The following is a 22,432-nucleotide window of genomic DNA, read 5'->3' on the forward strand; positions in this document are numbered from 1 at the left end:
CCGCGGCCCCATTAGACTCGCCCCCAAATGGAACCCCCGATGGTCCCCCCAGAGTCTGCGGCCGCGTCGCGCCCACGTCTGAACCTGACGACGCAAGTGCTGCGCTTCATCCTCACCGGCGGCTTGGCGGCGACCGTCGACTTCAGCGTCTATGTGACGCTCTATCTCGGGGCGGGCTTGCAGGTCGACTTGGCGAAATTCACCAGCGTCGTCATCGGCACTATCACCGCCTACCTGATCAACCGCCGATGGACGTTCCAGGCGTCACCGAGCACCACCCGGTTCGCCGCGGTCATGGTGCTCTACGGGATCACCTTCGCTGTGCAGGTTGGGCTCAACCATCTCTGCCTTTTCCTATTCCACTACCAACGACCATGGGCGATACCCGTCGCCTTCGTGATTGCGCAGGGTATCGCCACGGTGATCAATTTCATCGTGCAACGAGCCGTAATCTTTCGGATCCGCTGACGTCCCGCATCGTCGCCGGACCCAGGCTGGATTCGTCCAACTCCTCAACGGGACGCAAGCGTCCCGCATCGTCGCCGGACCCAGGCTGGATTCGTCCAACTCTTCAACGGGACGCAAGCGTCCCGCATCGTCGCCGGACCAAGCGGTACCCTCTTTGACGATGTTGAGCATGGGAGTTTCCACCACCGCCACCCGGCTGACCGGATGGGGGCGCACCGCACCGTCGGTGGCAAACGTGCTCCGCACCCCCGATGCCGAGCTGATCGCCAAGGCAGTGGCCCGGGTCGCTGACGCCGGCGGCCGGGGGGTGATCGCCCGCGGGCTGGGCCGGTCCTACGGCGACAATGCGCAAAACGGTGGTGGGTTGGTGATCGACATGACCCCGCTGAACACCATCCACTCCATCAGCGCCGACACCAAGTTGGCCGACGTCGACGCCGGCGTCGACCTGGACCAGCTGATGAAGGCGGCCCTACCGTTCGGCCTGTGGGTCCCGGTGCTGCCGGGGACCCGGCAGGTCACCATCGGCGGTGCAATCGCGTGCGACATCCACGGCAAGAACCATCACAGCGCGGGCAGCTTCGGCAACCACGTGCGCAGCATGGACCTGCTGACCGCCAGCGGCGAGGTGCGCCGACTCACGCCAGCAGGTGAGGATTCCGAACTGTTCTGGGCCACCGTCGGCGGCAACGGCCTAACCGGCATCATCATGCGCGCCACCATCGAAATGACGCCGACCGAGACGGCCTATTTCGTCGCCGACGGCGACGTCACCGCCAACCTCGACGAAACCATCGCCTTGCATAGCGACGGCAGTGAGGCCGACTACACCTACTCCAGCGCGTGGTTCGACGCCATTAGCGCTGCCCCGAAGCTGGGCCGGGCTGCGGTGTCGCGCGGCTCGCTGGCCAAGCTGGACCAGTTACCCAAGAAGCTGCAGCGCAATCCGCTGAAATTTGATGCGCCACAATTACTTACCCTGCCCGATATTTTTCCGAACGGGCTGGCCAACAAATACACCTTCGGGCCCATCGGCGAACTCTGGTACCGCAAGTCCGGTACCTACCGAGGCAAGATCCAGAATCTGACGCAGTTCTACCACCCGTTGGATATGTTCGGCGAATGGAACCGCGCCTACGGCGCAGCAGGCTTCCTGCAGTACCAGTTCGTGATACCAACCGAGGCTGTCGACGAGTTCAAGAGGATCATCGGTGACATCCAAGCCAGCGGCCACTACTCATTCCTCAATGTGTTTAAACTGTTCGGTCCTGGCAACCAGGCGCCGTTGAGCTTCCCGATCCCAGGCTGGAATATCTGCGTGGACTTCCCGATCAAACCCGGACTTAACGAGTTTATCGCCGAACTGGACCGCCACGTAATGGAATTCGGCGGCCGGCTCTACACCGCCAAGGACTCTCGTACCACCGCTGACACCTTTCACGCCATGTACCCGCGCATCGACGAGTGGATCGCTATCCGCCGCAAGGTTGACCCCTTGCGAGTTTTCGCGTCCGACCTGGCCCGACGTTTGGAGCTGCTCTAAATGGTGCGTAATGGTTCTTGATGCCGTAGGAAACCCCCAGACAGTGCTGCTGCTCGGCGGCACCTCCGAGATCGGACTGGCCATCTGCGAGCGCTACCTGCGCAACGCCCCCGCGCGGATCGTGCTGGCCGCGATGCCCGACGACCCGGGCCGTGACGACGCGGTGACACAGATGACGGCCGCAGGCGCACGGTCGGTTGAGCTGATCGACTTCGAGGCGCTAGACACCGACAGCCATCCGAAGATGATCGAGCAAGCCTTTACCGGCGGCGACGTCGATGTGGCCATTGTCGCGTTCGGTTTACTCGGCGACGCAGAAGAGCTGTGGCAGAACCAACGCAAGGCTGTGCAGATCGCTGAAATCAACTACACCGCAGCGGTTTCCGTGGGCGTGCTGCTCGGCGAGAAGATGCGCGCGCAGGGTTTCGGCCAGATCATTGCCATGAGTTCGGCCGCCGGCGAGCGGGTGCGACGGTCCAACTTCGTCTACGGTTCCACCAAGGCCGGCCTGGACGGTTTCTACCTAGGACTGTCAGAGGCTTTACACGAGTATGGCGTTCGTGTTCTGGTGATTCGACCCGGCCAGGTGCGCACCAGAATGAGCGCGCATGTCAAGGAAGCGCCGCTGACCGTCGACAAGGAGTACGTCGCCAACCTCGCGGTGACCGCAGCCGCTAAAGGTAAGGAATTGGTTTGGGCGCCAGCAACATTCCGTTATGTGATGATGGTGTTGCGGCACATCCCGCGGAGCATCTTCCGCAAGCTGCCAATCTGACCATGCGCAATGCACTGGCCAGCCTCGGCCAGCTGGTGTTGGCCGTCTTGGTGGCTAGCGGGGTAGCCGCAGTGTCGCTGATTGCCATTGCCCGGGTGCACTGGCCGGCCTTTCCATCCTCCAACCAGCTGCATGCGCTAACCACCGTCGGCCAGGTCGGTTGCCTGACCGGACTGTTGGTCGTCGGCTGGGTGTGGCGGGCCGGGCGATTCCGGCGTTTCGCGCAACTAGGTGGGCTCGTGTTCGTGTCCGCCTTCACCGTCGTGACGCTGGGCATGCCGCTAGGAGCCACCCAGCTGTACTTGTTTGGTATCTCCGTCGACCAACAGTTCCGCACCGAATATCTGACCCGGCTCACCGACAGCGCTGCCCTGCACGACATGACCTACATCGGACTGCCACCGTTCTACCCGCCGGGCTGGTTCTGGATCGGCGGACGCGCCGCTGCGCTGACCGGAACCCCGGCCTGGGAGATATTCAAGCCGTGGGCAATCACGTCCATCACCATCGCGGTCGCCGTCGCGCTAGTGCTGTGGTGGCGAATGATCCGCTTCGAGTACGCCCTGCTCGTCACTATCGCCACCGCGGCGGTCACGCTGGCCTACAGCTCGCCGGAACCCTACGCCGCAATGATCACGGTGCTGCTGCCGCCAGTGCTCGTCCTGACGTGGTCGGGTCTGCGTGCCGGCGGCCGCGACCGTGAAGCTAGCCACACGCTCGCGCCAGGCGGGACGGGGTGGGCCGCGGTCGTCGGCGCCGGTATCTTCCTCGGTTTCGCCGCCACCTGGTACACGCTGCTGTTCGCCTACACGGCGTTCACCGTGGGACTGATGGCCCTGAGCCTGGCCGTCGCACGCTGGCGAAGGGCCGGCATCAAAGCCGCGCTCGACCCGCTGCGCCGGCTGGCCGTCATCGTCGTCATCGCGACGGCCATCGGGGCCACCACCTGGCTGCCGTTCTTGGTGCGGGCAGCCCATCACCCAATCAGCGACACCGGCAGCGCCCAGCACTACCTGCCAGCCGACGGCGCCGAACTCACCTTCCCGATGCTGCAGTTCTCTCTGCTGGGGACGATCTGCATGCTGGGCACCCTGTGGCTGGTGGTGCGCACGAGCTCGTCGGTGCGGGCAAGTGCGCTGGCGATCAGCGTGCTGGCCGTCTATCTGTGGTCCCTGCTGTCGATGCTGACCACATTGGCGCGCACCACGCTGCTGTCGTTCCGGCTGCAGCCAACACTGACCGTGCTGCTGGTGACCGCCGGCGTGTTCGGCTTCATCGAAACTGCACAAGCGTTGACCAAACGCAACCGCGCCGTGCTCCCGGTCGCCGGCGCTATCGGACTAGCCGGGGCGATCGCGTTCAGCCAGGACATCCCGGACGTGCTGCGACCGGATCTCACCATCGCTTACACCGACACCGACGGCCACGGCCAACGCGGCGACCGGCGGCCACCGGGCGCCGAGAAGTACTACTGGGCCATCGACGAGGCCATCCTGCACGCCACCGGTAAACCCCGCGATCAGACCGTCGTGCTCACCGCCGACTACAGCTTCCTGTCCTACTACCCCTACTGGGGCTTTCAGGGATTGACGTCGCACTATGCCAACCCGCTGGCGCAATTCGACCTGCGGGCCGCGCAGATTGCGAAGTGGTCCACGCTGCAGACCCCCGACGAATTTATCCACGCGTTGGACACGTCACCCTGGCCTCCGCCTACCGTGTTTCTCATGCGCCGCGGAGCAAATAGCAACTACACGCTGCGGCTGGCCCAGGACGTGTACCCGAACCAGCCCAACGTTCGCCGCTACACCGTCGACATGCGGGCCGCCCTGTTCGATGACCCGCGGTTCATCGTCGACAGCGCCGGCCCGTTCGTGCTGGCAATCCGCAGGCCGGTGGGATAGTCCGATGGTCACCGAAACCTCGCCTGACTTGGTCGGAGAACTACCACCTCGCCGCGTGAGCGGCGCGGGAGCAAACCACCGGATCACCCGCCTCGTCGCTGTGATCGCCGGCCTGCTCGGGGCCCTGCTGGCGATGGCAACCCCATTCCTCCCAGTCAACCAGACCACCGCCCAATTGAACTGGCCGCAAAACGGCACGTTCGAGAGCGTCGAGGCGCCGCTGATCGGGTATGTGGCCACCGAACTCAACCTCACCGTGCCGTGTGCAGCCGCCGTCGGGCTGGCCGGACCGCAGAACGCGGGCAAGACCGTGCTGCTGTCCACCGTGCCCAAGCAGGCCCCGAAGGCCGTCGATCGGGGGCTGCTCATTCAGCGCGCCAACGATGACCTGGTGCTGGTGGTCCGCAACGTCCCGGTGGTCAGTGCCCCGATGAGCCAGGTGCTCAGCCCGGCCTGCCAGCGCTTGACGTTCACCGCACACTTCGACAAGGTCACCGCCGAGTTCGTCGGGTTGACGCACGGACCCCATGCCGAACATCCTGGCGCGCCATTGCGCGGCGAACGCAGCGGCTACGACTTCCGGCCACAGATCGTCGGGGTGTTCACCGATCTGTCCGGGCCGGTCCCGCAGGGCCTGAGCTTCTCCGCGACCATCGACACCCGCTACAGCAGCAGCCCCACGCCGCTGAAGATGATCGCGATGATCCTGGGGGTGGTGCTGACCGCCATCGCCCTACTGACACTCCACATTCTTGACACCGCCGATGGCACCCGGCACCGACGGTTCCTACCCTCCCGGTGGTGGTCCATCGGCGGACTGGATGCCCTGGTCATCACCGTACTGGTGTGGTGGCATTTCGTTGGCGCCAACACCTCCGACGACGGCTACATCCTGACGATGGCCCGAGTATCCGAACATGCCGGCTACATGGCTAATTACTACCGGTGGTTCGGCACTCCCGAAGCACCGTTCGGCTGGTACTACGACCTGCTGGCGCTGTGGGCGCACGTGACGACCACCAGCGTCTGGATGCGGTTGCCGACCCTGGCGATGGCGCTGACCTGCTGGTGGCTGATCAGCCGGGAGGTCATTCCCCGCCTGGGACACGCCGCCAAGACCAGCCGGGCCGCGGCGTGGACTGCGGCGGGCATGTTCCTGGCGGTGTGGTTGCCGCTGGACAACGGCCTGCGGCCGGAACCGATCATCGCCCTGGGCATCCTGCTGACCTGGTGTTCGGTGGAGCGCGCGGTGGCCACCAGCCGGCTGCTGCCGGTGGCGATCGCCTGCATCGTCGGTGCGCTGACTCTGTTCTCCGGACCGACGGGTATCGCCTCCATTGGCGCACTGCTGGTCGCCGTCGGGCCGCTGTTGACCATCCTGCATCGCCGCTCCAAGCAGTTCGGCGCGTTGCCGCTGGTGGCACCCATCCTGGCGGCGGCCACGGTCACCGCGATCCTGATCTTCCGAGACCAGACGTTCGCCGGCGAGAGCCAGGCCAGCTTGCTCAAGCGCGCCGTCGGGCCCAGCCTGAAGTGGTTTGACGAGCACATCCGCTACGAGCGGCTGTTCATGGCCAGCCCCGACGGGTCGGTGGCCCGCCGCTTCGCCGTGCTGGCGTTGCTCGTCGCGCTCGCGGTGGCGGTGGCAATGTCGTTGCGCAAGGGGCGAATTCCGGGCCTTGCGGCCGGGCCGAGCCGCCGCATCATCGGCATCACCGTCATCTCGTTTCTGGCGATGATGTTCACCCCGACCAAGTGGACACACCACTTCGGGGTGTTCGCCGGGCTGGCCGGCTCACTGGGGGCACTGGCCGCGGTCGCAGTGACCAGTGCGGCACTGCGGTCCCGACGCAACCGCACCGTGTTCGCCGCCGTGGTGCTGTTCGTGGTGGCGTTGTCCTTCGCGAGCGTCAACGGCTGGTGGTACGTCTCTAACTTCGGTGTGCCATGGTCAAATTCGTTCCCGAAGCTGCGATGGTCTCTGACCACCGCACTGCTCGAGCTCACAGTGGTGGTGCTGCTGTTGGCGGCGTGGTTTCACTTCGTTGCTCCCACCAACAGGCCTGTCAAAACTCGGTTCGGAGCGCGAATAGCCAGAACCGTTCAATCCCCGTTGGCAATTGCGGCCTGGGCGCTGGTCATATTCGAGGTGACATCGCTGACCCTGGCAATGATCGGCCAGTACCCGGCATGGACGGTGGGCCGGTCCAACCTGCAGGCTGCGGCCGGTTTCAAGACCGGCCAGACCTGTGGACTGGCCGAAGACGTTTTGGTTGAGCAAGATCCCAACGCCGGCATGTTGCTCCCGGTGTCCGCCCCGGTAGCCGAGGCACTGGGGGCGGGCTTATCGGAAGCCTTCACGGCCAACGGAATTCCCGCCGACGTGTCGGCCGACCCGGTGATGGAGCGCCCGGGCGACCGCAGTTTTATCAACGAAAACGGGACGATCACCGGCGGCGAAGCCGGCAACGAGGGCGGCACCAACGCCGCACCAGGAATCAACGGCTCCCGCGCCCAGCTGCCCTACAACTTGGATCCGGCTCGCACACCGGTGCTGGGCAGCTGGCAGCCCGGCATTCAGGTGGTCGCCAGGCTCCGGTCAGGCTGGTACCGACTACCAGCACCGGACAAGGCCGGGCCGTTGCTGGTCGTGAGTGCGGCCGGCCGCTTCGCCCCTCACGAGGTGAAGCTGCAATGGGCCACCGATAGCGGAGCGGCCAGCGGACAGCCCGGTGGGTCACTCCAATTCTCTGATGTCGGGGCGTCGCCGGCTTGGCGTAACCTACGGCTGCCGATGTCGGCGATCCCGAGGACTGCGACCCAAATCCGCCTAGTCGCCGACGACGAGGATTTGTCGCCACAGCATTGGATTGCGCTCACGCCGCCGCGGATTCCGCAGTTGCGCACCCTGCAGGATGTGGTCGGCTCCCAGGACCCGGTGTTCCTGGACTGGCTGGTGGGTCTGGCGTTCCCCTGCCAGCGGCCGTTCGGCCATCAATACGGCGTCGACGAAACGCCGAAGTGGCGCATTCTGCCGGACCGGTTCGGTGCCGAAGCCAACTCACCGGTGATGGACAACAACGGCGGTGGCCCGCTGGGTGTCACTGAGTTGCTGGTGAAGGCGACCACGGTAGCCAGCTACCTCAAAGACGACTGGTCCCGCGACTGGGGTGCATTGCAGCGCTTGACGCCCTATTATCCCAATGCCCAGCCCGCTCATCTGTCGCTGGGCACCGCCACGCGCAGCGGTCTGTGGAACCCCGCCCCACTTCGCCATTAGATTGGCCGCGAGAGTGCAACTGCCGACCTATTTCTCGACTTCTGGGGTCGCCCAGTTACACTTTCGCGGTTCGAAGTTAGCGCCGAGATGGCGAGGTGCGGTGATGGCAGCAAACGAGGCCGGCTCCCAATCCACCCTGATGAGCATGGCCCGCGCCGAGCGGGCCGACCTCGCTGCGTTCCTAGCCACCTTGTCGCCGCAGCAGTGGCAGACGCCTAGCCTCTGCGCCGGATGGAGCGTCAAAGACGTTGTCGCGCATATGATCAGCTACGAAGAACTCGGCACGATGGGGCTCCTGAAGCGATTCGCGAAGGGCCGGCTGGTGCGGGCCAACCAGGTGGGGGTCGATGAATTCGCCGCGCTATGTCCCCAGGAGTTGCTCGAATTCCTTGGCAATCACCTCGAGCCGCAAGGGCTGACCGCGGGTTTCGGCGGAATGATCGCGCTCGTCGACGGCACGATCCATCACCAAGACATCAGGCGCGCACTGGGGCAGCCTCGCATCATCCCCGCCGATCGGCTGGGCCGCGTTCTCGGCCTGGTGCCAAACAACCCCAGGCTCGGCGCGTGGCGCCGGATCAGAGGGCTGCGACTACGCGCCACCGACCTCGATTGGGTGCACGGCCGCGGCCCGGAGATCACCGGCACCGGCGAGGCACTCTTGATGGCGATGTCCGGCCGGCCCGCGGCTATCCCGGAGCTCGCTGGTGCCGGAAAGGCCACCCTGGCCGCCCGGCTGGGTCAGTCCCACTAAGGTCCGCATCGCCCCCGCATCCTCACCGGACATAGCGGCGTCGCTTACGATCGACCCTCGTGCCCCACGACGGTCATGAACCACCGCAGCGAATCATCCGGTTGATCGCCGTCGTTTCGGGAATCGCGGGTCTGCTGTTGTGCGCCGTGGTTCCATTGCTTCCGGTCCAACAAACCACCGCGACTATCCTGTGGCCGCAAGGCGCCACCACGGATGGCCGCATCACCCAGATCACTGCCCCGCTGGTGTCCGGAGCGCCGCGCGCGCTGGATATCTCTATCCCCTGCTCGGCCATGGCCACCTTGCCCGCCAGCGGCGGACTGGTGGTCTCCACGCTGCCCGCCGGTGGTGTGGATGCCGGGAAAAGCGGGCTCTTCGTGCGCGCCGACAAAGACGTGGTCGTCGTCGCGTTCCGGGATTCGGTGGCCGCGGTAGCACCGCGCTCGACGGTCGCCGCTGGCGCCTGCAGCGTGTTGCACATCTGGGCCGACGCCCGTGGCGCAGGCGCGGATTTCGTCGGCATACCGGGCGCCACCGGAATCCTGCCTGCTGAGAAGAAACCACAGGTCGGTGGGATTTTCACCGACTTGAAGGTGCCCGCACAGCCCGGGCTGTCGGCCCGCATCGACATCGACACCCGCTTCATCACGGCACCTACCGCGATCAAGAAGGTCGTCATGGCTCTGGGTGCGCTGGCGGTCCTGATCGCCATCCTGGCGCTGGCGGCGCTGGATCGTCGCAGCCGGGGCGGCGACAGCCTGGTCAACTGGCGGGCCCCGATGGCCAGGCTGGCCCGGTACCGCTCGGGTGCACACCGGCCCTCGACGTGGCGCGCCGGCCTGGCGACCGGGATCGCCGACGGGGGAGTGATCGCGACGCTGCTGCTGTGGCACATCATCGGCGCCACCTCATCGGACGACGGCTATAACCTGACCGTCGCGCGGGTCGCGCCGAAAGCCGGCTACGTGGCCAACTACTACCGATACTTCGGGACGACGGAGGCGCCGTTCGATTGGTATCTCACGGTGCTGGCCAAATTGGCGTCGGTGAGCACCGCCGGCGTGTGGATGCGGCTACCGGCCACGCTGGCCGGGATCGCGTGCTGGCTCATCATTAGCCATTGGGTGCTGCGGCGGCTGGGCCCCGGAACGGGTGGCCTGTCGACCAACCGGGTGGCCGTGCTCACCGCGGGCGCGGTGTTCCTGGCCGGGTGGTTGCCGTTCAACAACGGCCTGCGCCCCGAGCCGCTGATCGCGCTTGGCGTGCTGGTCACCTGGGTGCTGGTAGAGCGTGCGATCGCGCTACGGCGGCTGGCGTCGGCCGCGGTCGCGGTGGTGGTCGCGATCCTCACCGCGACCCTGGCACCGCAGGGGTTGATCGCCATCGCAGCGCTGCTGACCGGGGCACGCGCCATCGCCCAGGTGATTCGCCGGCGCCGGGCGACCGACGGAGTGTCCCCCGCAAGCGGGTGGTGCCCCCAGGCACCGCTGCTGGTGCTGGCGGCGTCTTTATCGCTGATCACCCTGGTGGTGTTCCACAGTCAAACGCTGGCCACGGTCGGCGAGTCGGCGCGCATCAAGTACCAGGTCGGTCCAACGATCGCCTGGTACCAGGACTTCCTGCGCTACTACTTCCTCACTGTGGAATCCAACGCCGACGGCTCAATGACCCGGCGGTTCGCGGTGCTCGTGCTGCTGTTGTGCCTGTTCGGAGTGCTGGTGGTGATACTGCGCCGCGGCCGGGTGCCGGGCTTGGCCAGTGGCCCGGCCTGGCGGCTGATCGGCACCACCGCGGTCGGTCTGTTGTTGTTGACGTTCACACCGACCAAGTGGGCCATCCAGTTCGGTGCGTTCGCCGGACTGGCCGGCGCGCTCGGTGCCGTCGCCGCGTTCACCTTCGCCCGGATCGGGCTGCACAGCCGCCGCAACCTGACGCTGTACATCACCGCGTTGCTGTTCGTGCTGGCGTGGGCAACCTCCGGCATCAACGGCTGGTTCTACGTCGGCAACTACGGGGTTCCGTGGTTCGACATCCAACCCGTCATCGCGAGCCACCCGGTGACGTCGATGTTCTTGACGTTGTCGATCTTTACCGGGCTGCTGGCCGCCTGGCAGCACTTCCGGCTCGACTACGCCGGACACACCGAAGTCAAAGACAACCGACGCAACCGCTTCCTGACCTCGACGCCGCTGCTGGTGGTCGCGGCCATCATGGTCGTCTGCGAAGTCGGCTCACTGGCCAAGGGCGCCGTGGTCCGCTATCCCCTCTACACCACCGGTAAGGCCAATCTGGCCGCGCTCAGTTCCAGGCTCTCACCCAGCAGCTGCGCGATGGCCGACGACGTGCTGGCCGAACCCGACCCCAATGCCGGTCTGCTACAGCCGGTTCCAGGACAGGCCTTCGGGCCGGCCGGGCCGCTGGGCGGGATCAATCCCATCGGCTTCAAGCCCGACGGCGTGAACGACGACCTGAAATCCGACCCGGTGGTGAGTAAACCCGGTCTGGTCAACTCCGACGCCTCCCCCAACAAACCCAACGTCACCTTCAGCGACTCCGCGGGCACCGCCGGCGGATCGATCCCCAAGGAGGCGCCGGGAGGGGTGAACGGGTCGCATGTGGCGCTGCCGTTCGGCCTGGACCCGGCCCGCACACCGGTGATGGGCAGCTACGGCGAAAACACGCTCGCCGCCTCGGCCACCTCGGCCTGGTATCAGCTGCCGCCCAATTGGAAAGCGAGCATCGCGGGCCGGCCGCTGGTGGTGGTCTCCGCCGCCGGCGCCATCTGGTCCTACAAAGAGGACGGCAACTTCATCTATGGGCAGTCGCTCAAGCTGCAGTGGGGGGTCACCCGTCCGGACGGTACTACCCAGCCGCTCGCGCAGGTGATGCCGATCGACATCGGGCCGCAGCCGGCGTGGCGCAATCTGCGGTTCCCGCTGACCTGGGCGCCGCCGGAGGCGAATGTGGCACGCGTCGTCGCCTACGACCCGAACCTAAGCCCCGAGCAGTGGCTGGCGTTCACGCCGCCGCGGGTGCCGGTGTTGCAAACTCTGCAGCAGTTGGTCGGGTCGCAGACCCCGGTGCTGATGGACATCGCGACCGCGGCGAACTTCCCCTGCCAGCGGCCGTTCGCCGAACACCTTGGCATTGCCGAACTCCCGCAATACCGCATCCTGCCCGACCGCAAACAGACGGCGGCGTCGTCGAACCTGTGGCAATCCAGTGAGGCCGGCGGACCATTCCTGTTCTTGCAGGCGCTGCTGCGTACCTCGACGATTTCGACGTACCTGCGGGGCGACTGGTACCGGGACTGGGGATCGGTGGAGCAGTATTACCGACTGGTGCCCGCCGACCAGGCACCGGAGGCCGCGGTGGAACAGGGCGTGATCACTGTGCCGGGCTGGAGCCGGCGAGGACCGATTAGGGCGCTGCCGTGAGTGTGCTGAACCGCGAAGACCGGGTCGTCACCGCGGCCCGCACTACCAGCCGCGACGTGCCGGTGACGCGCTGGGTGGCTGCCATCGCCGGGCTGATCGGGTTCGTGTTGTCGGTCGCGACACCGCTGCTGCCGGTGGTGCAGACGACCGCGATGCTGAACTGGCCACAGAACGGCCAACTGAATAGCGTGACGGCGCCGTTGATTTCGTTGACACCGGTCGACATGACCGCCACCGTGCCGTGCGGTGTGGTCGCCGCGTTGCCGCCCACCGGCGGGGTCGTCCTGGGGACTGCGCCCAAGCAGGGCAAAGACGCCAATCTCAACGCATTGTTCGTCATCGCCAGCAGTCAGCGGGTGGACGTCACCGACCGCAATGTGGTGATCCTGAGTGTGCCGCGCGAGCAGGTGGCGGGACCGCAATGCCAGCACATCGAGGTCACGTCGACGCACACCGGCACCTTCGCCACCTTCGTCGGGCTCACCGATCCGGCCGGCAATCCGCTGCGTGGCGGCTTTCCCGATCCGAACCTGCGCCCCCAGATCGTCGGGGTGTTCACCGATCTGACCGGTGCCGCACCGTCCGGATTGCGGCTCTCGGCGACCATTGACACTCGGTTCACCAGCACCCCGACCACATTGAAACTGGTTGCGATGGTGCTGGCGATCGTGGCTACCGTCGTCGCCCTGATCGCATTGTGGCGGCTCGACCAGTTGGACGGCCGACGGATGCGCCGGCTGATTCCGGCGAGGTGGCGCACCTTCACCCTGGCCGACGCCACGGTGATATTCGGGTTTCTGCTGTGGCATGTGATCGGCGCGAACTCCGCCGACGACGGCTATCAGCTGCAGATGGCGCGGACCGCCGACCACGCCAATTACATGGCCAACTATTTCCGCTGGTTCGGCAGCCCCGAGGACCCGTTCGGCTGGTATTACAACCTGCTCGCTTTGATGACCCATGTCAGCGACGCCAGCATCTGGATGCGCCTACCCGACTTGGTCTGCGCAGTGGCGTGCTGGCTGCTGCTGTCTCGCGAGGTATTGCCACGACTCGGTCCCGCGGTTGCGGGCTCCAAGCCCGCCTTGTGGGCCGCCGGGCTGGTGTTGTTGGCGGCGTGGATGCCGTTCGATAACGGTCTTCGCCCCGAAGGGCAGATCGCGCTCGGCTCGCTGATCACCTACGTGTTGATCGAACGGGCCATCATGTCCGGACGGATGAGCCCGGCCGCGCTGGCAGTCGTCACCGCCGCGTTCACGCTAGGCATTCAGCCCACCGGACTGATTGCGGTGGCCGCATTGCTGGCCGGCGGACGTCCACTGCTGCGAATTTTAGTGCGCAGGCACCGCGTCGTCGGAACCTGGCCGTTGGTGGCGCCGCTGCTGGCCGCCGGCACCGTCGTTCTCACAGTGGTATTCGCCGGCCAGACACTGGCAACGGTGTTGGAGGCCACCAGGATACGCACCGCGATCGGACCCGCCCAGGCGTGGTACACCGAAAACCTACGCTACTACTACCTCATCCTGCCCACCGTCGACGGTTCGTTGTCACGCCGATTCGGCTTCTTGATCACCGCGCTGTGCCTGTTCACTGCGGTGTTCATCATGTTGCGGCGCAAGCGGATTCCCGGCGTGGCCCGCGGCCCGGCGTGGCGACTCATCGGCACCATCTTGGGCACCATGTTTTTCTTGCAGTTCGCCCCGACCAAGTGGGTACACCACTTCGGGCTGTTCGCCGCGGTGGGCGCCGCGATGGCCGCGCTGACCACCGTGCTGGTGTCACATGAGGTGCTGCGCTGGTCCCGCAACCGGATGGCGTTCCTGGCGGCGTTGCTGTTCGTCATGGCATTGTGCCTGGCGACCACCAACGGCTGGTGGTATGTCTCTAGCTACGGCGTTCCGTTCAACAGTGCCAAGCCGAGAATAGACGGAATCACAGTTAGCACAATCTTTTTCATACTGTTTGCGATCGCCGCGCTCTATGCGACTTATTTGCATTTCACAACAAGCGGACATGGGGAAGGTCGACTGACCCAGGCGTTGACAGTGTCTTTCTGGGCGCCTATCCCGCTCGCGGCCGGGTTCATGACGCTGGTGTTCATCGCGTCGATGGTGGCCGGGATCGTGCGCCAGTACCCCACCTACTCCAACGGGTGGGCCAACATCCGGGCGTTCACCGGCGGCTGCGGCCTGGCCGACGACGTGCTCGTCGAGCCGGACAGCAACGCGGGCTACATGACGCCGCTGCCTGGCAATTACGGCCCGCTGGGACCGCTGGGTGGGGTCAGCGCGATCGGCTTCACACCGAACGGGGTACCGGAACACACAGTGGCCGAGGCGATTCGAATAACACCCAATCAGCCTGGCACCGACTACGACTGGGACGCCCCGACGAAGTTGAAAGCGCCGGGCATCAACGGGTCGGTGGTCCCGCTGCCCTACGGCCTCAACCCCAGTCAGGTGCCGCTGGCCGGCACCTACACCACCGGCGCTCGACAGCAGAGCAGACTTACCTCCGCGTGGTACCAACTACCTAAACCCGACGACGGGCATCCGCTGGTGGTGGTGACCGCCGCAGGCAAAATCGCCGGTAACAGCGTGCTGCACGGGCACACGTCTGGCCAGACCGTCGTGCTGGAATACGGCAAACCCGGTCCCGACGGCGGCTTGGTGCCGGCGGGACGGCTGGTGCCCGACGATCTGTACGGCGAGCAGCCAAAAGCGTGGCGCAACCTGCGTTTCGCGCGATCCAAAATGCCCGTCGACGCGGTGGCGGTCCGGGTCGTCGCCGAGAACCTGTCCCTGACACCGGAAGACTGGATCGCGGTGACCCCGCCGCGGGTGCCGGAGCTGCGCTCGCTGCAGGAGTACGTCGGCTCGTCGCAGCCGGTGTTGCTGGACTGGGCGGTCGGGCTAGCGTTCCCGTGTCAGCAGCCGATGCTGCACGCTAACGGTGTCACCGATATCCCGAAATTCCGTATCACACCGGACTACTCGGCCAAGAAAATGGACACCGACACCTGGGAGGACGGCACCAACGGCGGCCTGCTGGGCATCACCGACCTGCTGCTGCGAGCCCAGGTGATGTCCACGTACCTGTCCCGCGACTGGGGCCGTGACTGGGGTTCACTGCGTAAGTTCGATACCCTCGTGGATGCCCACCCCGCGCAGCTCGACTTGGGCACCGCGACCCGCAGCGGATGGTGGTCGCCGGGCAAGATCCGGATTAAGCCGTGACTTCGACACCGCCCCACCCGGGCAGAAGCCGCCAGGACGCGATCTACCGCGCCGGCGTGTTCGGCCGGGTTCCGGCGGTGCCGACGAACTTCTCTGAGTTGGAGCGCGCTGCCCGGCAACGCATGTCGAAACGCGCCTGGGCATACGTCGCTGGTGGCGCCGGTGCAGGCACCGGAATGATCAACAACCGGGCCGCCTTGGATCGGTGGGCCATCGTGCCACGGATGCTGCGCGATACCTCCGACCGTGATCTGACCGTCGAGTTGTTCGGCCGCCGACTGCCGGCACCGGTCCTGGTGGCACCGGTCGGAGCAGCCGACTTGGTGCGCAACGGGGCAGACGTGGAGATCGGCGCGGCCGCCGCTGCCGTCGGGGTGCCGTACATCTTCTCCAACCAAGGCTCGGCGCCGATGGAAGACACCGCGGCAGAAATGGATAACGTTGCCCGGCAAGCGGGCCGCGAGCACGCGCCGCGCTGGTTTCAGCTGTACTGGTCCACTAACGACGCGGTCGTGACGAGTCTGATTCGACGCGCCGAAGCGCTGGACTGCGACGCTCTGGCCGTCACATTGGATACCACTCAATTGGGTTGGCGGCCAAATGATCTCAATATCGGCTCACTTCCCTTCGCCCAAGCTATCGGCATCGCGCAGTACTACTCCGACACCGCGTTCGCCCAGTCGGTTCGCGAGCGGATAGCCGAGGCGCGCCGGTCTGGTCGACGACCCGACATGCAGCTAACGCTCGGGGGATTGCGGACCTTGATCTCCCTAGCCCGCCGCATGCCCGGTAGTTTCCTGCACAACCTGGTGTCGCCCGTACCCCGTGCCAGCGTGGAAACGTTTTTGGAGACCTATTCGCGCCCGTCGCTGAATTGGGACAACATCGCCGAATTACGAAAACGGACACGGCTGCCGATCCTACTGAAGGGCATCCTGCATCCCGACGACGCCCGCCGAGCCGTTGACCTCGGCGTCGACGGCATCGTCGTGTCGAACCACGGTGGACGGCAAGTCGATTCGGTCATCGGGGCAGCCGATGCGCTGGTTGACATCGTCGCCGCGGTCGGAGATCAGACCAGCATCGTATTCGACTCGGGCATCCGAAGCGGCGCGGACATCTTCAAGGCCCTGGCGCTGGGCGCACACGCGGTGACCGTCGGCAGACCACACATATACGGATTGGCGCTGGCCGGCCGACGTGGGGTCACCGAGGTGCTGCAAAACCTGATTGCCGAATTCGATCTTACCCTGGGCTTGTCGGGTCTGCGATCGATCGCCGAGCTGAGCACCGCCGCGTTGCGACCCATCCCTCAAGTGTGAGAAGAAGACTCCCATCGTGGAAGGGACGGCTTAGGGCGTTATGGGAAGTGCTGCCGCAGTGCGTGTTTGAGAATTTTGCCGTTGGGGTTACGGGGCAGCGTTTCGGGGTGACGGGCTATGGCGACAGGGAGTTTGTAGCGGGCCAGGCGCTGGGCAAGGTGGGCGTGCAGTTCGGCGTCGCTGATATCGGCGTCGGGGGCCAGGTGGATCACCGCGGCGGGTTCTTCCCCCAGGGTGGGATGGGCTAGTCCGATGACAGCAGCGTCAACAACAGCAGGATGTTCATAGAGCGCGGCTTCGATTTCAGCGGTATAGATGTTTTCCCCGCCGCGGATGAGCATGTCTTTCTTGCGGTCGACGATAGTCAGATACCCCTCGGGGCTGACTCGGGCCAAATCCCCGGTGTGCAGCCAACCATCGGTGAACGCATCAGCGGTAGCGGCGGGGTTATTCCAGTAGCCGGCGACCACGTTGGCCCCACGTACCCATAGCTCGCCGACCTGGTTAGGGCCCAACGACTTTCCGTTGTCATCGACGATAATCATCGCTCCGGTCGGCAACGCCAGACCACAGCTATCAGGGTGGGCGAGATAATCTTGGCCGCCGTGCGTAGTGAATGTGCCAGACGTTTCGGTCATCCCCCAGCCCTGAGCAGGCGCGGCGTTTGGCCAGATTTCGGTGATCCGGTGTGCTAGCGCTGCTGCTGCCGGGGCACCTCCGTAGTTGACCGTTTCGATCGACGACAGATCGAACTGTGCACGGTCGCGGTGATGCAAGATCTGCCAGGCAATGGTTGGCACGCCACCGATGCTGGTGCACCGTTCACGTTCAATCAGGCCAAGGGCCGCAAGGGGATCCCAGCGCGGCGTTAGCACGATCCGGTCGCCGGCTAGCATTGTGGTATTGAGGAGCACCAGCGACCCGGTCACATGAAACAGCGGCACCGACAATAAGGTGCATTTCACCGGAGCATTAGGGTCGGGCAGCGGAATCGGTTCGCCGCGGCGCAGCGCTGCGCGGGCGAGCCCAAATCCTGACGCGAACGCGACCGTGACGGCGTTGCGGTGCGTTCCGATGGCCCCCTTGGGTTTTCCGGTGGTGCCAGAGGTGTAGAAGATGGTCGCGTTGGTATCTGGATCCGGCCGTAAGTCAGGCGACGACGCGTCGGGCAGCGCGTCCCACGCCGAGCAGTCGCCGATCACCGCCTCCAGCGTCACAACAGCGGAGTCAGCGTAATCACAGTGGCCCAGTTCAGTGCTGTCTTGGGTAACGTAAACCCGCCGCACCCCGATACCCGACGAATGTTCAAAGCGGGCAAGCCGTTCCCGATCCGCGATGACTACCTGCGCATCGCAGTCCGATAGCACGTATTCCAACTCCTGGGCGGTCCACCAGGCATTCAGCGGTACCACGATCGCACCGGCAAGCAGTGCGCCGTAAAAGGCAACCGGCCATTGCGGCCGGTTCGACATGAGCACCGCAACTCGATCCCCCACCCGGACCCCGTCATCAGTCAAGGCATCGGCCAAAGCGTGTGCCGCCCGGGCGAACTGTCGATAGGTGACCCGCTGGTCTTCATACACCAGGAACAGGCGGTCAGCGAAAGCGCTCGCAGACGTGAAGACGTCCAGCAACGTTGGGGGCGCGTTCTTCCACACCGTGTTGAGATGTCCGGCGATGATTCGCTGTTCGGTTTCATACAGCTGTCCCGGCGCGGTCAGGGCAGCGTTGGCCTCGGCCACCGTGCAGGTAGGCCACCTCGAGTCCGCGCCGCACCGACTAGACAACGCCACCCGATACCTCCGGTATGGGCTGGGTCAGCGCCCGGTAGGCATGCGGGCGGCGGGTTCGCAGAATTCCCGCGACGATCATGCCCGCGATGAACGTTGCAACGATCCCCGCCAGCAACGCCCGGCTGGCCGTGACATCGCCGATGAGCAAGACAAAGTTTGAGACCACGATCCAGGCCAGCCCGGCCAGGCAAAACAGCGCGATCACCGGCACGATCCGCGTTGACACCAACGTGGATTCGCCGGTACCTGGCTGCGTCCAAAAGAAAATCACCACGGCCAGTGAAGTCAGCGACATCAACACCACTACCCCCAAGGTGGCGGTTCCCGACAGCCAGGGGTAGATCTTCGTGACCGGATCCATCCGCGCCGCCGCGATCAGCAGCGCCGCGACAGCGGTAACGGTCGTGATGGCCAGTGAGGCGCGCGCAGGTGACCGGTGTTTGGCATGCACGACACCCACCGCTCGCGGCAGCAGCCCACGAGTTCCCATAGTGAACACGTAACGGGTTGACACGTTATGGAAAGTCAATGTGCAAGCGAACAGGCTGGGCAACAGCAACAGCTGCATCGTGTCCTGCATCGCCGGGCCAACATGGGTCTTGGCCAGGCCCACAACGAGATTCGCCGGATCATCGGTAGCGGCCGCCACAAGATTGTCCGCGCCCACACCGACCGTCAAGGCCCACGCCGAGATGGCATAGAACAGTCCGATCCCGATCACCGCGATGTATGTGGCACGCGGCAGCGTGCGCTCCGGGGTGAGGGCTTCGCTGCGAAAAACAGCGGTGGTTTCGAATCCAATAAAACACAAGAACGCGAACATCAGCCCTAACGACGGCACCCCTCGCGACAGCGCGGTCGGATCAAACATGGCCAATCTAGCGTTCCCCCCCAAATGCTCGCCGGCGGCAATCAGCGCGACGTCGACGACAACGACGACAACACACTCAGCAACGAGCATAAATGCAAGAACCTTGGAGCTCAGTTCGATGTCGCGGTAGCCCAATACCCCAGTGAGGACCAGCCACAACGCTGTCCACAGCAACCACGGTGAGCCCGGACCGCCCAGGTGGGCGACGGTGGTAGCAGTCACCGCACCCAGATAGCAGCTGATGGACACCAGCAGTAGGAAATAGCTACTGATCGCCAGCGCAGCGGCTCCGACGCCCGGGATGCGGCCCAAACCAGTTTGGATATACGAGTAAAACGCTCCGGCATCACCGACAAATCGCGTCATCCTGGTGAATCCAATCGCAAACAATGCGAGGATCATCGTCGCACCGATGAAAAACATAGGCAGAACAGGGTTTTGGCTAACCCGAACCACCATCGGTAGCACCGCGCCGACAGAGGCCAAGGGAGCCGCGCCAGCTAAGACCATCAACACCACAGACCACACTCCCAGACCACGATGAAGGCCCTCGGCGCCGAGATCGCCGCTACGTTTCATAAGTTCACCCCCAACCCAACGCTAGGCCATGCTAACGGCCACAATTCATACGGCAGCATTCAGCAGCCAACCGCCGATCGGAGAAGTCATTTGCCCAGCCCTGGCCTCATCGTCATCTCCGGCCTTCCCGGCACCGGCAAGTCGTCAGTAGCGCTGCCTCTGGCGCGCCGATTGCTCGCGGCGTATCTGCGCATCGACACCATCGAGCAGGCCTTAGTCGATTCCGGTGAGCTCACCGCGGCACCCGCCGCGATGGGCTACGTCGCCGGCTACGCCCTGGCCGCCGATCAACTGCGCGTAGGGCTGCCCACGATCGCCGAATGCGTCAATCCACTCAAGATCACGCGCGACGCCTGGCAACGCGTCGCCGCTCAACTCAACTGCTGGATACTCGAGGTTGAACTCGTCTGTTCCGACCCAAACGAACACCGGCGCCGAGTCGAAAGCCGCACATCAGACATCCCAGGCCTGGTTCTGCCGACCTGGCAACAAGTGGTCGATCGGACCTACGAGCCCTGGGACCGTGACCATCTCATCATCGACACCGCCTGCTCAGCGGTCACAGCCACTGTTGAGCGCATTCGCCACAAAGCCACCGCCATAACCGACACCGCCGAACCCATCCACCCGCCGCCCCCGCTGTAATACCGTGGGTCCTGGCATGTATGAGTACGACGTAGAGCCTGCGGACAGGTTGCCCTTCTGCACTGCAGAAAAGGCGCAGCGCTATCGAACAGACAACTATCGCGGTGCGGTGGGGCGTAATTGGTACCGCACCGATCCCACCCTGCAGTTCACCATGGCGTACTACCTGCAGCCCGACGAGTTGGCGTTCGCCGAGCCGCATTTGACGCGCATCGGTGAGCTGATGGGCGGCCCGGTGGCACGGTGGGCCGAGGAGACCGACCGTAACCCGCCGCGGCTCGATCGCTACGACCGCTGGGGACATGACATCAGCCGCGTCACCATGCCGGCCTCGTTCACGCAGGCCAGGCGTGCGGTGTTGGATGCGCAGCAGACGCTGCGCTCGGAAGCGCAAGCCGCCAAGCTCAGCTCATCGTTGCCGTTGTTCGCGTCCAACTATCTGCTCAACCAAGCCGATATCGGGATGGGCTGCGCGCTGGGCACCGGCGGCGGAATGGTCCAATCGCTGGTGGCCGCCTATGCGCCGCCCGATGTGCGGGAGCATGTGCTGGCCAAATTCGACTCCGGTGAATGGGCGGGCCGGACAGCGCAGCTGCTGACCGAACGGACCGGCGGCTCCGATCTGGGGGCGCTGGAGACGACGGCTCGACGGGCAGCCGAAGGCGGCGACGCCTGGCTGCTCAACGGCGTCAAATGGTTTGCCTCGAATTGCGCCGGGGAGGCGTTCGTCGTCTTGGCCAAACCCGAGGGCGCGCCCGACTCCACCCGTGGTGTCGCCACCTTTCTCGTGCTTCGCACCCGCCGCGACGGTTCGCGCAACGGCGTGCGGGTGCGCCGACTCAAAGACAAGCTCGGCACCCGCTCGGTCGCGTCCGGCGAGGTCGAATTTGTCGATGCGGAAGCCTTTCTGCTGTCCGAGAAGCCAAGCGGTGATACGGGTCCCGCCGACGGCAAGGGACTCGGCCGGATGATGGAGCTGACCAACGCCGCGCGACTCGGCATCGCCTTGTTCGGGCTGGGTAACGCGCGCCGCGCCCTGGTCGAGTCGCTGTGCTACGCCCGGCAGCGGCGGGCGTTCGGCGGGCCGCTCATCGACAAGCCGCTGATGCGGCGCAAGCTGAGCGAGCTGATCGTCGACGTCGAAGCCGCACTGGCGCTGGTATTCGACTGCACCGGAGCCACCAACCACCGCCAGCCCCGCAACAGGCGGCAACGCATCGCGGTGCCGGTCACCAAACTGAAGGTGTGCCGGCTTGGGATCACCGCGGCGTCGGACGCGATCGAGATCCACGGCGGCAACGGCTACATCGAGGACTGGCCGGTGGCCAGGCTGCTGCGCGATGCGCAGGTGAACACCATCTGGGAGGGGCCGGACAACATCCTGTGCCTCGACGTGCGGCGCGGCATCGAGCAGACCCGCGCCCACGAGACGTTGTTGGCGCGATTGCACGACGCGATCTCGGTGTCGGACGACACCGAGGATGGTGGGGACACCACACGGCTGGTTGCCGAGCGCCTCGACGACCTGGACGCCGCGATCACCGCCTGGACCAAACTCGACCGCGAAGTCGCCGAGGCACGACTGTTCCCGCTGGCCCAGTTCATGGGCGACGTCTACGCCGGTGCGTTGCTCACCGAGCAGGCCGCCTGGGAACAGGCCACCCGGGGCAGCGACCGTAAGGCACTGGTTGCCCGACTGTATGCGCGGCGCCATCTCGCCGACCGCGGGCCGCTGCGCGGCATCGACGCCGACTCCGACGAGGCGCTGGAACGTTTCGACGAACTCGTCGACGGCGCGTTTACGCCTCGAGTGTGAATTGCCCGA

General features: G+C 65.3%; 13 protein-coding genes. 11 read left to right on the forward strand and 2 right to left on the reverse strand.

Translation table 11 applies throughout. The annotated features are described in order from the left end of the window. Positions 1–99 precede the first annotated feature (99 nt). From B586_RS19105 to B586_RS19145, 9 genes are all read left to right on the forward strand, one after another. Positions 100–468 carry a GtrA family protein gene (locus B586_RS19105; protein WP_168162605.1) on the forward strand — a complete coding sequence of 123 codons (369 nt, stop codon included), beginning with the start codon at positions 100–102 and terminating at the stop codon, positions 466–468. A 160-nt stretch (positions 469–628) separates the two neighbouring features. Beyond that, on the forward strand, positions 629–2,011 hold the full coding sequence (locus tag B586_RS19110; protein WP_054879112.1) for an FAD-binding oxidoreductase: 1,383 nt from the start codon (positions 629–631) through the stop codon (positions 2,009–2,011). A 10-nt stretch (positions 2,012–2,021) separates the two neighbouring features. Then, positions 2,022–2,786, forward strand: coding sequence for a decaprenylphospho-beta-D-erythro-pentofuranosid-2-ulose 2-reductase (locus B586_RS19115; protein ID WP_047314805.1), 765 nt, complete (start codon positions 2,022–2,024; stop codon positions 2,784–2,786). Positions 2,787–2,788: 2 nt separating this feature from the next. Then, positions 2,789–4,690 (forward strand): galactan 5-O-arabinofuranosyltransferase, encoded by a 1,902-nt coding sequence (locus B586_RS19120; protein ID WP_054879111.1) that lies wholly within the window; start codon positions 2,789–2,791, stop codon positions 4,688–4,690. Positions 4,691–4,694: 4 nt separating this feature from the next. Continuing rightward, on the forward strand, positions 4,695–7,970 hold the full coding sequence (locus B586_RS19125) for an arabinosyltransferase domain-containing protein (RefSeq protein ID WP_054880806.1): 3,276 nt from the start codon (positions 4,695–4,697) through the stop codon (positions 7,968–7,970). Between the two features lie 103 nt (positions 7,971–8,073). Beyond that, positions 8,074–8,724, forward strand: coding sequence for a maleylpyruvate isomerase family mycothiol-dependent enzyme (locus tag B586_RS19130; protein ID WP_047314803.1), 651 nt, complete (start codon positions 8,074–8,076; stop codon positions 8,722–8,724). 59 nt (positions 8,725–8,783) lie between these two features. Next, positions 8,784–12,161 (forward strand): arabinosyltransferase domain-containing protein, encoded by a 3,378-nt coding sequence (locus tag B586_RS19135; RefSeq protein WP_054879110.1) that lies wholly within the window; start codon positions 8,784–8,786, stop codon positions 12,159–12,161. A 5-nt stretch (positions 12,162–12,166) separates the two neighbouring features. Beyond that, positions 12,167–15,397: an arabinosyltransferase domain-containing protein gene (locus B586_RS19140; RefSeq protein ID WP_236971441.1), complete on the forward strand. Its 3,231-nt coding sequence runs from the start codon at positions 12,167–12,169 to the stop codon at positions 15,395–15,397. Then, positions 15,394–16,719 (forward strand): alpha-hydroxy-acid oxidizing protein, encoded by a 1,326-nt coding sequence (locus B586_RS19145; protein ID WP_054879108.1) that lies wholly within the window; start codon positions 15,394–15,396, stop codon positions 16,717–16,719. Before B586_RS19140 ends, B586_RS19145 begins: the two co-directional genes overlap by 4 nt. Before the next feature lie 38 nt (positions 16,720–16,757). On the opposite strand, the gene B586_RS19150 is transcribed toward B586_RS19145, so the two are convergent. Continuing rightward, positions 16,758–18,461: a class I adenylate-forming enzyme family protein gene (locus tag B586_RS19150; protein ID WP_211141542.1), complete on the reverse strand. Its 1,704-nt coding sequence runs from the start codon at positions 18,459–18,461 to the stop codon at positions 16,758–16,760. Positions 18,462–18,498: 37 nt separating this feature from the next. Then, complete coding sequence (locus B586_RS19155) at positions 18,499–19,962, reverse strand: APC family permease (RefSeq protein WP_056936248.1); 1,464 nt, start codon at positions 19,960–19,962, stop codon at positions 18,499–18,501. A 90-nt stretch (positions 19,963–20,052) separates the two neighbouring features. Between B586_RS19155 and B586_RS19160 the strand changes: the two genes are divergently transcribed. Together B586_RS19160 and B586_RS19165 are read left to right on the forward strand one after the other, a co-directional pair. Then, positions 20,053–20,607, forward strand: coding sequence for a P-loop nucleotide/nucleoside kinase family protein (locus B586_RS19160; RefSeq protein ID WP_047314870.1), 555 nt, complete (start codon positions 20,053–20,055; stop codon positions 20,605–20,607). Between the two features lie 16 nt (positions 20,608–20,623). Then, positions 20,624–22,423, forward strand: coding sequence for an acyl-CoA dehydrogenase family protein (locus tag B586_RS19165; RefSeq protein WP_054879106.1), 1,800 nt, complete (start codon positions 20,624–20,626; stop codon positions 22,421–22,423). The last annotated feature ends 9 nt before the right edge of the window (positions 22,424–22,432 follow it).

This window comes from Mycobacterium haemophilum DSM 44634 (assembly GCF_000340435.2).
Classification (GTDB): domain Bacteria; phylum Actinomycetota; class Actinomycetes; order Mycobacteriales; family Mycobacteriaceae; genus Mycobacterium; species Mycobacterium haemophilum.

What these genes read in the sequence shown, in the direction of transcription:
- B586_RS19110 (WP_054879112.1), top strand. Translation starts at nt 629, where the DNA reads ATGTTGAGCATGGGAGTTTCCACCACCGCCACCCGGCTGACCGGATGG.
- B586_RS19115 (WP_047314805.1), top strand. Translation starts at nt 2,022, where the DNA reads ATGGTTCTTGATGCCGTAGGAAACCCCCAGACAGTGCTGCTGCTCGGC.
- B586_RS19120 (WP_054879111.1), top strand. Translation starts at nt 2,789, where the DNA reads ATGCGCAATGCACTGGCCAGCCTCGGCCAGCTGGTGTTGGCCGTCTTG.
- B586_RS19125 (WP_054880806.1), top strand. Translation starts at nt 4,695, where the DNA reads ATGGTCACCGAAACCTCGCCTGACTTGGTCGGAGAACTACCACCTCGC.
- B586_RS19130 (WP_047314803.1), top strand. Translation starts at nt 8,074, where the DNA reads ATGGCAGCAAACGAGGCCGGCTCCCAATCCACCCTGATGAGCATGGCC.
- B586_RS19155 (WP_056936248.1), bottom strand. Translation starts at nt 19,962, where the DNA reads ATGAAACGTAGCGGCGATCTCGGCGCCGAGGGCCTTCATCGTGGTCTG.
- B586_RS19165 (WP_054879106.1), top strand. Translation starts at nt 20,624, where the DNA reads ATGTATGAGTACGACGTAGAGCCTGCGGACAGGTTGCCCTTCTGCACT.